The sequence below is a fragment of the Streptomyces sp. NPDC101234 genome (assembly GCF_044767525.1).
GTDB classification, from domain to species: domain Bacteria; phylum Actinomycetota; class Actinomycetes; order Streptomycetales; family Streptomycetaceae; genus Streptomyces; species Streptomyces sasae.
The window spans coordinates 82,887-97,450 of record NZ_JBIWOA010000041.1 but is presented as its reverse complement, the minus strand read 5'-3'; the positions used below and the strand labels follow the sequence as shown (position 1 = coordinate 97,450).

12 protein-coding genes are annotated in these 14,564 nt (G+C 71.0%); 5 read left to right on the top strand and 7 right to left on the bottom strand.

The genetic code is table 11. The features are described from left to right. Window positions 1-118: 118 nt before the first annotated feature. The 4 genes from ACIRR9_RS46450 (at window position 119) to ACIRR9_RS46435 (ending at window position 5,105) form a co-directional block, all read left to right on the top strand. Window positions 119-493, top strand: a complete 375-nt coding sequence (locus ACIRR9_RS46450) for a DUF2255 family protein (RefSeq protein WP_403765189.1) — start codon at window positions 119-121, stop codon at window positions 491-493. A gap of 44 nt (window positions 494-537) precedes the next feature. After that, window positions 538-2,124: a Na+/H+ antiporter gene (locus ACIRR9_RS46445; protein WP_403765187.1), complete on the top strand. Its 1,587-nt coding sequence runs from the start codon at window positions 538-540 to the stop codon at window positions 2,122-2,124. A gap of 91 nt (window positions 2,125-2,215) precedes the next feature. Next, the gene (locus ACIRR9_RS46440) at window positions 2,216-3,151 is read left to right on the top strand and encodes an NADP-dependent oxidoreductase (protein ID WP_403765185.1); all 936 of its coding nucleotides are present in this window, start codon (window positions 2,216-2,218) and stop codon (window positions 3,149-3,151) included. 1,546 nt (window positions 3,152-4,697) lie between these two features. After that, window positions 4,698-5,105, top strand: a complete 408-nt coding sequence (locus tag ACIRR9_RS46435) for an FKBP-type peptidyl-prolyl cis-trans isomerase (protein ID WP_403765183.1) — start codon at window positions 4,698-4,700, stop codon at window positions 5,103-5,105. 176 nt (window positions 5,106-5,281) lie between these two features. On the opposite strand, the gene ACIRR9_RS46430 is transcribed toward ACIRR9_RS46435, so the two are convergent. The 6 genes from ACIRR9_RS46430 to ACIRR9_RS46405 are packed head-to-tail and all read right to left on the bottom strand — an operon-like array spanning window position 5,282 to window position 12,188. Continuing rightward, entirely contained in the window at window positions 5,282-6,088 is an 807-nt protein-coding gene (locus ACIRR9_RS46430; protein ID WP_403765181.1) for an ABC transporter ATP-binding protein, read from the bottom strand. Then, the gene (locus tag ACIRR9_RS46425; protein ID WP_403765179.1) at window positions 6,085-7,092 is read right to left on the bottom strand and encodes an ABC transporter ATP-binding protein; all 1,008 of its coding nucleotides are present in this window, start codon (window positions 7,090-7,092) and stop codon (window positions 6,085-6,087) included. Before ACIRR9_RS46425 ends, ACIRR9_RS46430 begins: the two co-directional genes overlap by 4 nt. Continuing rightward, window positions 7,089-7,961: an ABC transporter permease gene (locus tag ACIRR9_RS46420; RefSeq protein WP_403765177.1), complete on the bottom strand. Its 873-nt coding sequence runs from the start codon at window positions 7,959-7,961 to the stop codon at window positions 7,089-7,091. The genes ACIRR9_RS46425 and ACIRR9_RS46420 overlap by 4 nt, the downstream gene beginning before the upstream one ends. Continuing rightward, window positions 7,958-8,917 carry an ABC transporter permease gene (locus tag ACIRR9_RS46415; RefSeq protein ID WP_403765175.1) on the bottom strand — a complete coding sequence of 320 codons (960 nt, stop codon included), beginning with the start codon at window positions 8,915-8,917 and terminating at the stop codon, window positions 7,958-7,960. Before ACIRR9_RS46415 ends, ACIRR9_RS46420 begins: the two co-directional genes overlap by 4 nt. Window positions 8,918-8,922: 5 nt before the next feature. Beyond that, window positions 8,923-10,545: an ABC transporter substrate-binding protein gene (locus ACIRR9_RS46410; protein ID WP_403765173.1), complete on the bottom strand. Its 1,623-nt coding sequence runs from the start codon at window positions 10,543-10,545 to the stop codon at window positions 8,923-8,925. Then, the gene (locus ACIRR9_RS46405) at window positions 10,542-12,188 is read right to left on the bottom strand and encodes a CocE/NonD family hydrolase (RefSeq protein WP_403765171.1); all 1,647 of its coding nucleotides are present in this window, start codon (window positions 12,186-12,188) and stop codon (window positions 10,542-10,544) included. Before ACIRR9_RS46405 ends, ACIRR9_RS46410 begins: the two co-directional genes overlap by 4 nt. 276 nt (window positions 12,189-12,464) lie before the next feature. Between ACIRR9_RS46405 and ACIRR9_RS46400 the strand changes: the two genes are divergently transcribed. After that, a complete protein-coding gene (locus ACIRR9_RS46400; RefSeq protein ID WP_384555386.1) occupies window positions 12,465-13,163 on the top strand; it encodes a TetR/AcrR family transcriptional regulator in 699 nt (232 codons plus the stop codon). Between the two features lie 63 nt (window positions 13,164-13,226). Here ACIRR9_RS46400 and ACIRR9_RS46395 read toward each other — a convergent pair whose 3' ends face one another. Further along, entirely contained in the window at window positions 13,227-14,498 is a 1,272-nt protein-coding gene (locus tag ACIRR9_RS46395) for an MFS transporter (protein ID WP_403765169.1), read from the bottom strand. Window positions 14,499-14,564: the final 66 nt, after the last annotated feature.

Here is a 14,564-nt window from a genome sequence, read left to right as displayed (position 1 = left end):
GACCTAACCCTGCCCCTGGACCAGGTCGCCGAGGGCTACAAGGCCATGGACGAACGCCGCGCCATCAAAACCCTCCTCACCCCCTGACCCACCACCACGCCTTCGAAGGAGGTACCCGATGACCACGTGGACCAACGACGAACTGACCCGGATCGAACGCGCCGACGAACTGCGGATCTCCCCGCTGCGCAGCAACGGAACGCCGCGCGAGCCCCTGCCCATCTGGGTCGTCCGCGACGGCGACGACCTCTACGTCCGCTCCTTCCGGGGCAGCGCCGGGTCCTGGTACCGGGCGGCCCGGTCAAGTCTTGAGGGCCACATCCGCTCCGGTGGCGTGGCCAAGGACGTCACCTTCGTCGGGGTCACGGATGCCGACGCCAACGACCGTATCGACGCCGCTTACCGCGCCAAGTACGGCCGGTACGACGCGAGTTACGTCGACCCGCTGGTGGCCGCACGGGACACCACGCTCAAGCTCGTTCCCGCCGGCTGACCCCACCCTCACCCTCCCCGTAACTCCCCTCCAGGAGAAACACCTTGCTCGGTCTCGAACTCGTCGTGCTCTTGGGCGTGGCCGTGCTGGTGGGCAACGCCGTCGGCCAGCGGCTCGGCATCGCCCCACCCGTCGTACTGCTCACCGTCGGTGTGATCCTGGGCTTCATCCCACAGGTACGGCAGGCCCAACTGCCACCGGAAGTCGTGTTGTTGCTCTTCCTGCCGGTACTCCTGTACTGGGAGAGCCTGACCACCTCCCTGCGGGAGATCCGCACCAACCTGCGCGGCATCCTGCAGCTGAGCACGGTGCTCGTCATCCTCACCGCCTGGGCCGTCGCGGCGACCGGACACGCCCTCGGGCTGCCCTGGGGACCCGCATGGGTGCTCGGCGCGGCCATGGCACCCACGGACGCCACCGCGGTCGGCGTCCTCGCCCGCGCCCTGCCCCGTCGCCAGGTCACCATCCTGCGCGCGGAGAGCCTGGTCAACGACGGCACTGCCCTCGTGGTTTACGGCATGGCCGTCGGCATCACGGTCGGCGAGGAGCATCTGAGCGTCCCGCACGTCGGCGGCCTGTTCCTCCTTGCCTACGGCGGTGGAGCCGCTGTCGGTGTGGCGGTCGCGTGGGTCAACATGAACCTGCGGCGCCGCCTGTCCGATCCCCTGCTGGGCAACCTCGTCATGATCCTGGCGCCCTTCACCGCGTACCTGCTCGCCGAGCTCATCGAGGCCTCCGGCGTCCTCGCGGTGGTCGTCAGCGGCCTGATCATGTCCCAGGTCGCTCCCCGCATCATTCCGGCCGAACACCGCACGCAGGCTTTGGCGTTCTGGCCGCTGGCCACGTTCCTCATCAACGGCGCGCTGTTCGTCCTGGTCGGGGTGGAACTCCAGTACGCCGTCCGTGACCTGGACCGTGCCGACCTCCGGGACGCGCTGATCGCCGTCGGAGCCATCTGCGTAGTGCTCATCGCCGTACGTTTCGCGTTCCTGTACGCCTCCACCTACCTCGTCCGCGCGCTCGACCGCCGGCCCCAGCAGCGCATGCTGCGGGTCGGTCACCGTAGCCGTGTGGTCAACGGACTGGCCGGTTTCCGGGGTGCGGTGTCCCTCGCGATGGTGCTCTCCGTACCGCAGACCCTCGACTCCGGCGAGCCCTTCCCCGATCGCAGCTTCATCGTCTTCGTCACCTCGGGCGTCATCCTCGTGACGTTGGTGGTTCAGGGGCTGCTGCTGCCGGTGGCCGTGCGCTGGGCGAAACTGCCTCCCGACACCTCCGTCGACGACGAACACGACCTCGCCGAGACCACCGCGGTGGAGGAAGCGATCAAGGCGATGCCGCAGCTGGCCGCCAACCTGCGTGCCAATCCGAAGATCGCCGAGTGGCTGCGTCAGGAGTACGAGGCGCACTTGTCGAGCGTACGGGCCAGAAGCGCGGGCGACGCGGGCGATCCGGCCCTGCATCAGCATCGTGACTACGTCGCGCTGCGGCTGGCCCTCATCGGCCACAAACGCGCCACCGTCGTCCGGCTCCGCGACGAACGCCACATCGACGACACCGTCCTGCGCCGCCTCCAGGCCGACCTCGACAGCGAGGAGATCCGCCTGGCCGGTAGCGCGAACGTGGAGTGACCAGTCCGGTCCGCACCACAGACAATCCCGTTTACCGCGTACGACCTCGTAGTACCTCGTACGCCAAAGATCAGCAGGAGTGCCGCCTTCCATGAAAGCCATAGGACTGACCGAATTCGGCGGACCCGAAGTACTGCGTGTCCTGGACCTCCCCGTTCCCGAACCCGGGCCGGGTGAGATACGCATCCGGGTGCACGCGGCAGCGGTCAACCCGGTCGACGTGCTGGTGCGCAAGGGCATCGCCTTCGTCTCCGACGCCGAGCCGCCCTACGTCCCGGGTATGGACGCGGCGGGCGTGGTCGAGCGGATAGGCGAGGCGGTGGAGACCGAACTCCGGGTCGGCGACCGGGTCATGGCCGTCGCGGTCGTGTCCGGAACGCACGGCGCGTACGCGGAGCACCTGGTCGTCCCCGCCGAGTCGGTGGTCCGAGCACCGGCGGGCACGGCGCATCCGGAGGCCGCGACACTGCCGATGAACGGTCTGACAGCCCGCATGGCACTGGACCTGCTCGAACTCCCGGTCGGCGCCACCATCGCCGTCACCGGAGCGGCCGGTGCGGTCGGCGGGTACGTCGTCCAACTGGCCAAGGCGGACGGGTTCCGGGTGATCGCCGACGCGGCGCCGAAGGACGAGCAGTTGGTGCGTGCCCTGGGCGCCGACGTCGTACTGCCGCGCGGGAGCGACTTCCCTGAGCTCGTGCGCAAGGAGGCGCCCGACGGCATCGACGGGCTCGTCGACACCGCAGGGGTTGCCGGCCTCGCCATCCACGCGGTGCGCGACGGCGGCAGGGTGGTGTCATCGGCCGGCGGAGTCGACGTTCCCGAAGAGCGCGGAATCACCGTCCAGCACACGTTCGTGCCGCAGTACGCACGCGAAAACGCCAAGCTCGAGCGACTCCGGCAACTGGCGGAGGAAGGCCGGCTGACCCTGCGCGTCGCACGGACGCTGCCAGCCGAACAGGCGGCCGAGGCACACCGGTTGGTGGAGGCAGGCGGCCTGCGGGGGCGAGTGGTCCTCACTTTCTGAGCATGTGAGCAACCCGCCACAGCCGCCCGTCAAAGGCGGGGGGCTTCTCCGTCATAGCCGGGGATTGTCAGGCTGGCGAGGAACTCGTCGATGTGGGTGACAACTGGCAGTGGCACGTCAGCAAGCCACCCGCACACACAGGGCAACCGGTGGTTCCCGGCAGGAGCAGTCAGCAAGACCCTCTCGCCAGCGATCGCCTCCAGGCTCCACCGCCGGACGCACCATCAGTGATCGAGTTCAGCCAGAGTGGGTCGGCAGGAGACAGCCCGTACATGTACTTTGAGTGCATCCGGTGCCGAGATGTCTGCTCCAGGGCAACCCTGGACCGCATTTGACACCCGGAATGCCGGGATGCGCCGCATGAGCGACAGACAGAAACGACGATACCTACAGTCCGGATTCGACCCGGCGGGTTTGTTTAACTAGTAAACACGGCGTCTGGCCTGCGGAAATAAAGAACGGCAGACGAGTCGGACTGTACGCCGGGTTCCGTGCGTGGCGTCCGTGTGGTGCGGCAACCGGCGTGGGCTCCGCCGCGCAGGGGTAGTTCGAACGCCATCGACGGCGACGTCGCGGTCTCGATGTGCTCCCTGCCGACGGGGGGCTCCGCCGTGGGCGGCTTGGGCGTCCGGGTCGCAGCCGTGGCTCCCGCCACGGGCGTGGGCTATCGCCGTCGTTCCTAGGGCGGTGCCGCCCGCGCCGTCGTCCGCGGCAACATCCTCTGCCGTGAGTCAGCGTCATCCTGAGATCATGGAGGGGCACGCAGATGGTGGAACCGGCTGCCGACGGCTGCCGTATCAGCCCTTGGCAGCAACCGCCTGTGATCATCTGATCCCCCGGAGCAGCTTCGCCAGCACGCCCCACCGACCACGCGCGGAGCCATTCTCTGGGGAGAATCCGGGGAGTACGAGCGGCTCTGGGGAGCGCATGGGGAGAATCGTCTGCGTAACCGGGCACAAGCGTGAAAGACCCAGAAAGACGGATCAGCCCAGACCAGAGACGTTCCCGGCAGCATCACGTCAGGTCAGCGCCCCCAGATAGACGACTTCAAGAAGATCTAGTCGTCCCACTGGCTTCGCGCATCCCGCCTGATCCAGAGCGAGCCCTTCTCCACCTCCGTCCTCGCCCAGTTCGCGATCAAGATCCGGACCATATACGGGCCAGAGCTAGCCCTCCATGCTTGAAAGCTGGCATTCGTACAGGTCAGAGCCATGTGCGCCGTGTACCACCAGCAGACGAAGAACCTTCTTGTTTCGTACAGCCCACGGAAGCTCGGGTTCTTCTAGGACTCAAATCGGTTGCCTGGAGGCGTCATTGCCCTCCAGGCAGCCCGCACGGAAGTTACGACGCATCACGCTGTCACCACCTTGAGCGACGCTGTGTGCCGGTCGCGTTCATCTGTTGTGCGCAAGATCATCACGTGCGCCCGCCGGATCTGGTGAGCTCCGGGGGCCGGCATTCTCGGTAGCGTGGTCATCTTGCATGGAGTGTCCATGTGTCCGGCTGGTCCGTGCGACGGCTTCCGACGGAGAGTGACGAGGCTGCAATGAGTGAACCGACGAAGCCCGAGGTCGTCGTTCCGGAGGGTGACGCTCCTACCGAGCTGACCATCCGGGACCTGGTCGTCGGGGACGGGGCTGAGGTGAAGCCGGGCATGGTGGTCCGGGTCCACTATGTCGGGGTGACCTTCGAGTCCGGGAAGGAGTTCGATGCCTCCTGGGACCGGGGTCAGCCGTTCAAGTTCGCCCTGGGCGGTGGCAAGGTCATCAAGGGCTGGGACCGGGGGGTGAGGGGGATGAAGGTCGGCGGTCGGCGCGAGATCATCGTTCCCGCGCGTCTCGGCTACGGCAATCAGTCGCCGTCGCCGTCGATCCCGGCGGGCTCGACCCTGGTCTTCGTGGTGGACCTGCTGGACTCGTATTCCAGCACGACCGGGTGGAGCAACTCCCGGTGACCCTGGTCGCTCCTCCCTTACGACGTGCCGCATCGTCGCCGGGTCGGTGTCGTACTCACCACGCAGGCTCGGCTTCTTCTGGAGGCGCGGAAAAAGGGTGCCTGGACTGGCAGTTCTCCCGTCCGGCACCCTTCTTCGCCCCCCACCCGGGCGGTTACCGCCGTGCCGTCACCGGCTCAGGTCCGTCTGACGCGTCCGGCGGGGATGCCAGCCCGGCCGTGGGACGGAATCCAGCAAGGCCCGGGTGACGGATGCCGCGGTGTCGTGAGGATCCGGGCGACGGGTCCTTCTTCCACGACGCGGCCGCCCCGCATCACCACGGTCTCCTGGCAGAGCTGGCGGACGACGGCCAGGTCGTGGGTCACGAAGACCAGCGTCGTTCCCTTCTGTTCGCGCAGGTCGGCCAGGAGATTGAGGATCTGGGCCTGGACGGAGACGTCGAGGGCCGCGACCGCTTCGTCCAGGAGCAGGATGTCGGGTTCCACGGCCAGCGCGCGGGCGATGGCGGCGCGCTGACGCTGACCGCCGGAGAGGTGGGCGGGACGGGCGTCGGCGAGACCGGGGAGCCCGACCGTCTCCAGCAACTCGGTGACCCGCGCCGGCCCGGCGGGGCGTCCGCCCAGACGGCGGGCGTGCAGCCGGAGCAGCTCGGCCAGCCCGGCGCCGATGGTCTGGCGCGGGTCGAGGCAGGAGTACGGGTCCTGGTGCACGATCTGGACCGTCGCCGCCCGGGCCAGGCGCTCGGTGCGTCCCCTGGGGCGGGCGTCGATCGGGTTGCCGCGCAGCAGGACACGGCCGCTGGTCGGCTGCTCCATCCCGGCGATGAGACGGACCACCGTCGACTTCCCGGCGCCGGACTCACCGACCAGGGCGAGGGCCTCGCCCCGGCGGACCCGGAAGGTGACGTCCTCGCAGGCGGTCACCTGGTCGCGTCGCCCGGCATAGCGTTTGGTCAGGCCGTCGACCTCTAGCAGAGCGGTCACGCTTCCTCCCTCGTTCGGTCGAGGTCACCGGCGAGTTCGTCGGCGCGGTGACAAGCGACGGCGCCGTCGGAGTCGGGGCGCAGTTCAGGGCGTTCGGCGCGGCACCGGTCCTCGGCGAAGGCGCAGCGCGGGGCGAAGGGGCAGCCCTCGGGGGACTCGAAGGCCGCTGCCGGCCGGCCGGGGATGACGGGCAGCCGGGCGCCGGGCTCGCCCAGGCCGGGCCGGGCGGCGAGCAGCCCGGCCGTGTAGGGGTGGCGTCGGCCAAAGTGCAGGGCGGCGGCGGGGCGTTGCTCGACGATGGTGCCCGCGTACATGACGGCGATGCGGTCGCAGACGGCGGTGGCCAGTTCCAGGTCGTGGGTGACGAAGAGCAGGGCGAGGTGCCGATCGTGTCGCTGCTCGTCGAGGATCGCCATGACGTCCTCCTGGGTGGTGACGTCGAGTGCGGTGGTGGGCTCGTCAGCGAGCAGCAGGCGCGGTTCGGTGACGAGGGCGGAGGCGATCATCATGCGCTGGAGCAGGCCGCCGGACAGCTGGTGCGGGTACTGGCCCAGGCGGCGTCGGCCGTCCGGGATGCCGATCTCGGCCAGCAGCGGCACCAGCCGCTCCTCCGCTTCGGCCCGGTTCAGGCCGTGGTGGCAGAGGAGGGGTTCGGTGAGGAAGTCGCCGAGGGTGCGGACCGGGTTGATGTGGGCCCGCGGGTTCTGGAAGATCATCGCCGCGTCGTGGGCGAGGTAACGGGTGAGCCGGTCCCCCCGCAGCGCATGGATGTCCTGGCCGTCGAAGGCGACCGTGCCGCGCGGGCGGGCGCCCCGCGGCAGCAGCCGGATGACCGACCGGGAGGTGAGCGACTTGCCGGAGCCGGACTCGCCGACCAGACCGAGTGCTTCGCCGGGTGCGAGGGCGAAGGAGGCGTCGCGGACGAGGGTGCGGGGTTCCTCGCGGCGGCGGTGCAGGTCGATGCCGAGGTGGTCGACCCGCAGCAGGGGCACGGGGGCGGTCATCGCAGGGTCTCCTGGTGGCTGCGGGCGATCATCGTGTCCCCGAGGAGGTTGAAGACGACGACGGTGAGGACGATCAGGCCGCCGGCCATCAGGCTCTGCCCGGGCGCTCCGGCGAGCAGCGAGGACTGGCCCTCCGACACCATCAACCCCCAGTCGGAGGTGGGTGGTTGGACACCGAGCCCGAGGAAGGACACACCGGCGAGGTCGATGAGCGCCGAGCCGAACGCGGCGGTGGCCTGGGCGACGACGAACGGCGCGAGGTTGGGCAGCAGATGACGCAGGTTGATGCGCCACGCCGACATCCCGGCGGCCTCCAGGGCGGCGACGTACGGCAGCCGCCGCTCGCGCACCGCCACCCCGCGCACGATGCGTGCCATGTACGGCAGGTAGGCGATCGCCAGGGCCACCACAGGCGCGGTCAGTCCGGAACCGAGCACGGCGACGGCGAGGACGGCCAGGAGCAGGCCGGGGAACGCGAAGAGGATGTCGTTGATGCGGCCGACGATCCGGTCGAGTCGGCCGCCCCGCCAGGCGCACAGCAGGGCGAGGGCGACACCGCCCACGGTGGCCCCGGCGATGACGAGCGCCGGGCCGAGCAGGCTGATCCGGGCGCCGTAGAGCAGGCGGGAGTACAGGTCGCGGCCGAGGGCGTCGGTGCCGAGCCAGTGCGCGGCGGACGGGTTCCGGCTCGCGTCCGCCATGTTCACGGCATCGGGTCGGTGGGTGGCGAGCATGGGGGCGAGCAGGGCCACCGCCACGAGGAGCGCGGCCAGGGCGGTCAGGACCTTGGTGGAGGGGGAGGCGCCGCGCAGGGGCAGGCGCAGGGTCGGCCCGCGGGTGCCGAGCCGTGCGGCGGACACGTTGCTCATCGGGAGCTCACCGCCCGGATTCTCGGGTCGAGGGCCGTCTGCAGGGCGTCGGTGGCGGCGTTGACGACGATGAAGACCACGACCATGAGCAGCCCGACGGCCTGGACGACGGGGGTGTCCTTCTGGGCCACGGCGGCCACCAGGGTCGCCCCGAGGCCGTTGAGCCCGAAGGCCTGCTCGACGACGACGTCCGCGGCGATCAGCCCGCCGACGGTCAGGCCCGCGGCCGTGCTGATGGGGATCATGGCGTTGCGCAGGATGTGACGGCGCAGGATCCGGCGGGCGGGCAGGGCGCGGCTGCGCGCGGTCTCGACGTGTTCGCGGTCGGCCTCCTCCCGTACGGCCGCCTTGGTCATCTGGGCGAGGTAGGCGGCGGAGGACAGCGCGAGGGTGAGGGCGGGCAGCGTCAGGTGCTGGAGACGGTCGCCGAGGGAGGGCCCGCCGCCGCCCAGGGCCGGGAACCAGTGGACCTTCACCGCCAGCAGTGCGACGAGCGCGGACGCGGCGACGAACGAGGGCACCGCGAGGCCGACGCCGGTGAGCGCGGTGATGACCGTGCCGGTACGGCGGGACAGCGCGGCCCAGATGCCCAGGCCCAGGCCGAAGGCGAGGATCAGGGCGGCGGCGTACCCGACGAGCAGCAGGGTGTCGCCGACGCGGGGGCCGATGAGCGAGGAGACGGACTGGCGGTAGGTCAGCGAGGTGCCGAGGTCGCCGTGGAAGAGGCCGGTCAGCCAGTCCCAGAAGCGGACCGGGAGAGGCTGGTCGAGACCGAGCCGGTGGCGGATGGCGTCCAGGGTGCGCTCGGAGGCGTGCGTGCCGGCGAGTCGGCTCGCGGGGTCGCCGGGCGCCGCGGCCAGCGCGGCGAACAGGGCGAACGCGGCGACCAGGACGCTGCCTGCGACCCCGAGCAGCCGTAGCAGGGCCGTGGACGCCGTACGGGCGAAGGGTTTCATCACACTCACCTGCTGCCGATCAGCGCGAGGGACGGGGCGAAGGTCTGGGCGAAGGAGGTGGTGGCGCCGGTGATGCGCTTGTTCATGTACGTCACCTCGTACGGGGAGAGCAGCGGTACGGCGAGGGTCCTGGCCTCCCAGCGGCGCTGGGCGCCGGTGATCAGCGCGGCGCGCTCGCGCGGGTCGAGGGTCTGCTGCGCCTTCGTGAGCGCCGCCGTGGCGGCCGGGTCGTCGAAACCGGCCCAGTTGAACATCGCGTCCGGCAGGACCAGGTTGGGGATCCAGTCCAGCGGATCGGGGATGTCCAGGAAGGCCTCCGCGAGCACGAAGTCCAGCCCACGCCGGTAGGCGGGGTCGTAGAACATGCTGGAGAACTGCAGGGCGGGAAGCTGGCGGATCGTCAGCGTGATGCCGATGGACCGGGCCGCCTGCTGGATCACGGCCGCCGCGTTGACCTGGTCCTGGTTCCCGGCCGCGACGGCGAGGATGCCGGAGCGGAGGCCGGGGTGCTTCGCGACCAGGGCGCGGGCCTTGCGCAGGTCCGCGGCGGTGGGTGCGGCGTGGGCGAGCGGCAGTTCGGCGGCGGCCTTCTGGTAGACCGTCCGGGCCTCGGGGTCCCAGCCGGTGGCCGGCAGCACGGTGGTACTGGGAGTGGCGGCGCCCCGGTAGACGGTGTCGGCCAGTTGTCCGCGGTCGACGGCCAGGGACAGCGCGCGGCGGATGTCCGGTTCCGCGGCGATGCCCTTGTCCTGGAGCGGCGCCACCTGCACGGACTTGAGGCTGGGGCCGAAGTAGAGCTGTCCGGCCACGCTTCCCTTGAGGGTGGGCAGCGCGGCGTTGGGGACGTCGTAGGCACCGTCGATGGCACCGCTGGCCAGGGCCTGCGTCAGCGCGGTGGTGTCGGTGACGAAGAGCAGCGTGACCTTGCGGGCGTGGGCCCGGTAACGGGCGTCCCAGTAGTGGGGGTTGGCCTTCAGCTCGATGCCGGCGCCCGACTTCCAGGCGGCCAGTTCGAAGGGGCCGGAGCACATCACACCGCCTGCCGCGGTGCCGAACTTCTTGCCCGCCCGCTGGGCGTAGCGGGCCTCGACCACGGTGCCCGCGGTCGTGGCGAGTTCCTTGAGGAACAGCTCGTCGGGGCGGGTGAAGCGGATGGTGACCGTGTGGGTGCCGGTCGCCTCGATCGACTTCACGTTGACGAAGAAGGAGTTGGCGATCGCGTTCGGATCGAGTTGCCGCTTCAGGCTGTGGACCACGTCGGCGGAGGTGAGGGCGGTGCCGTCCCAGAACCGTACGTCGTCGCGCAGGTGCAGTACGAGCGTGCGTGGATCGGGCTGGTCCCACGTGCGGGCCAGCGCGGGCGAGGTGCTGAAGTCGGGGTTGAGGCGCAGGAGACTGTCGCACAGGTTGCTGACCACCAGATACGGCGACGAGTCGCCCGCCTGCTGGTAGTCGAGGGTGGTCGGCTCACCGGCGGGCAGGTCCCACACCAGCGAGTCGAGCGGGCCGGTGGCCTGGTCGGAGGTGCTGCGCAGCGTCGCGCTGCCGAGCTCGGCGCGCGGCAGTCCGGTACAGCCGGTCAGCGCGAGCGCGAGCACCGCGAGGAGCAGCCGTCGGAGCGCGGTCACGACAGACTCACCGCGTCGACGACGGTCAGGGAGAGATGGGAGGCGTGCTCCCCGCCCGTGACCAGGGTCTGCGTGGTCGTCCTGCCGTCGGCGGCGAGCCACGGGTTCTCCTCCGTACCCGGGTGCGGCACGTAGGTGGGGAAGTCGCTGGAGGCGATGTGCAGACGCAGCGCGTGTCCGGGACGCAGCCGGTAGCCGGTGTGGGTGAGGTCGAAGGTGACGGGTGCGGGCGCGCCGCCCGGTATCAGGCGCTGGCCCCGTACGAGCACGTGCGCGGCACCGTCGGGCGACACGTCCAGCAGCTTCAGGAAGACGTGCGCGCCGGGGCCGTCGGTGCCGACGGCGAGGGTGGCCCGGACCGGGCCGGCCAGGTCCAGCGGTTCGGTCGCCGGGTCGGTGGTGAAGACCAGTACGTCCGCGCGGTCGTGCAGGGGCGACTCGTCGACGTGGTGCCGGAGCGCGGCGAAGGTGTCCGGGACGAGACTGGGCACCGGGTCCGCCGGGTCGTGCACCCAGGAGACGGTCCGTTCCCGGGCCGGGGCGTCCGCCCGCAGGCCGCCCTCGTCCAGGTAGAGGCGCAGGGTACGCGCTCCGGCGGGCGGCCAGGTGTCCGCCGTACGGTCACCGAGGTGGCCGTGGTGCCAGCGCACCCGCGGCAGCCGTTCCGGCGTTCCCTCGCCCTTCACGAACACGTCGAAGAACTCCACGAGGGGGTCCAGGTGGCGCGGCAGCAGCCGGTCCACCGCGGAGTCCACGACCGCGTGGTCGAGTTCGGGCGGCACCGGGACGTCGTCCAGGTGGTAGTTCTCGTGATCGATCGAGTCGGCCTGCAGATACTGGAGGGGCGCCCAGTCCGGGCGGGAGGTCAGCTCGGCCCAGTCGCCGATGCTGGGCTGGAGGCAGTTGTCGAACCAGCCGGCCTGGTGCAGCACCGGCAGGGGACGGCCGTCGAAGGGATGGCCGTACGGGAACGCGGGCAGCGCCTTCACCTCGGGGACGAAGGAGTCCCACATGGCCGGGCGGGCGCCGATGCCGTCGGCTATCTCCTCCATCGCCTGGATCAGCGGACGGCGGGTCAGGTCGGGCTGGAACTCGTACACCCACCGGTCGGTCCAGTAGGCGGCGTAGTAGAGGGCGCCGAAGAGCTGGGTGACACCGTCGCGTTCCCAGTAGTCGGGGCGGATGCCGTCCGCGCCGGTGACCCGCGGGGCGATCGCCTTCAGCGCCGGGTGCCCGGCGGAGGCGGCCGCCCACTGGGTGGCGCCGTAGTAGGAGTCGCCGAACATCCCGACCCGCCCGTTGGACCACTCCTGGCGGACGATCCAGTCGATGGTGTCGTAGCCGTCGTCGGCCTCGTGGACGAAGGGCATGGTCTCGCCCTCGGAGCGGAACTTGCCCCGCACGTCCTGGACCACGACCGCGTAGCCGCGCGCGGTCAGGTAGGCGGCGATGCGGTCCATGAAGACGTAGCGGCTGTTCTTGTCGTACGGCAGCCGGACCAGCGCCGCGGGAAGACGGCCTGCGTGGTCGGACGGCAGGTAGAGGTCGGTGGCCAGGCGCACCCCGTCCCGCATCGCGACCATGACCTGGGTCGCGGAATCGGGGACGGGAGCGGGTTCGGCACGGTGCACGGGGAGGGGCATCCCAGGTCTCCAGGAGGGAAGCGAGGTGCGCGATCGCGGTGGGTGCGGGGAGTGTCCGCGCCCCCGGACGGGCGGCGGGCGGAGAAGGACCGCTTGTGCCGGCGGAAGGAACTGGCGGAAGGAAGATGGCGCCGGAAGGGGTACGTGGCGTCGACGTGGCCCCGATTGAACAGTAATGTGAACACTGTTGTCTAGGGTGCTGTCTGGACCGCTCACCAGACGGTTCCCTAGGATCATCGCCGGCATCATCGGCAGCTTGGACAGGGAGGTGATCCCATGGGATCGGCCGGAACCACCGGAGGGCGACGCCGTGGCAGCACGCTCACGCGGGAGCAGATCATCGAGGCGGCCGTGGAGATCAGCACCGCCGAGGGCCCGGCCGGCGTGTCCTTCCGTTCCCTGGGTGCCCGCCTCGGTGTCGTCGCCACGGCGCTCTACCGGCACTTCCGCGACAAGGACGAGCTGATGCTCGCCCTGGCCGACCAGATATTCGTGGAGATCACCGACCGCTACACCCCCAGCGGGGACTGGGCGGCCGACCTGCACCGGATCGCCCTGCTGGGCCGGGAGGTGGGCCGGCGGCACGCGGTCACCCTCGCCTGGCTGGGCTACCGCAACACGGGCGGCCCCGGTGACCAGGGGGTGGCCCTGGCCGTCCTCCGGCTCCTCTTCGACGCCGGGCTGACCCAGGAACAGGCGCTTTTCCACTACGAGTTGTTCACCGACACTCTGATGGGCCTGCACACGGTCGACGCCATGCGCGAGTCCCTCGACGAGGACACCCGCCGCAAGGACGACGCGGCTCTCGCCGCCCTCTACGCCAACATCGCCCGCGCCGAGCCCCGCGCCTCCCGGCTGCCGGCTCTCGCCATCAGCAGCGACCCGGACGCACTCTTCGCCGCCCAGGTCGACCTGCACATCGAGGCGATCCGCGCGGCGGCGACCGGCACGCCCGCCGTCGCGCATCGCCCATGACGCAACCCGGGCCGCCCCAGATCAGAACCCATCAGAGGTGCGGAGCGTCCGAGCGTCTCGCAGTCAGGAGGTACGGCCCCGGGAGGAACGTGTGCTGATCCGGGGCAATGCGGTGTCCACACCCGCGGCGGCCCGGGTGCCGTCGGTCCGGAAGAAACCTGCCGTGGTCACCAGGGCCAGGGCCAGTGCGGCGGGTATCGCGTAGGCGATGCGGAAGTGGCCGGTCGCCCCCAGGCCCCCGCTCGCACCTGCTCCGACGAGCACGCCGACGTAGTTGAAGACGTTGAGCCGGGCCAGCACCGTCTCGGGGGCACCGGGCCGCAGCCGGCCCGCCGCGGCGACGCACAGCGGGGTGAGGGCGGCGACTCCGAGACCCGCGCACCCGGCCGCGACGACTGCGTACGACCAGTTCGGGGCCGCTGCCAGAGCGGCCAGAGCGGCGGCCGCGAGCACGGCGGCGACCCGGACCACCGCCACCGGCCCGACCCGGCGGACCATGAGGTCGGCGCTCGCCCTGCCGGTCACCGTGCCCGCCTGGTAGGCCGCGTATGCGAGCGGCGCGGCCGCCAGGGACGCGGCGAGGGTCTGGTGAAGGTAGGCGGTCGACCATGCCGAGACCGTGGAGTCGACGACGTAGGCGACGAGGAGAACGACGCCGAAGGGGACGAGCCGCGCCCAGACCCGTCGGCCCAGGACCTCCTCGTCCGGCGCCGGACCGTGGCCGGACGAGGAGAGCGCGGGCAAAAGGGCGTGGGGCCGGACGGTCAGCGCCAGGAGGGCCACGAGTGCGGCGTGCGCGGTCAGGACGTACTGGACCGGCCAGCCCAGCCGGGAGACACCCGCCGTGAGCAGCGCCGCCGCCACGCCCGCGGCGCTCCAGGCGGCGTAGAAGGAGGAGAGGATGCTGCGCCCGTAGTGGCGTTCGACGGTGGCCGCGCGGGTGTTGACGGACACGTCGATGGCGCCCAGCGCCAGCCCGAAGAGGACGTACGCCGCCGAGGCGACAGCCCGGCCGGGTGCCCACGCCACGGCCAGCAGGGCCGCGGCCGCGGTCAGCACCGCCGCGCGCATGACGGCGACGGGACCCGAGCGGCGTACGGCCGCCAGGCCCGCGAAGCTGCCGGCGCCCGCGGCCAGCGTCAGGGCGATCGTGAGCGCGGTCATCGCCAGGGACGACAGTCCCAGGTGGCTCTCCACGGCGGGCACGGTGGTGGACACGGCGGCCACCGCCGCGCCCTGGGCGGCGAACACGGTGGCCGTGACCCGGCGGGCTCCCGCGAGCGGGCCGCTTGTCACGGACCGGGGCGGAGCCGTCGCTCCGACGGATGCGGTCATGGGGACGCCCCTCTTCCTGTCACGGACCGCGGACGGGTCCTGTCGCGGACCATGGACGGGTCCAGT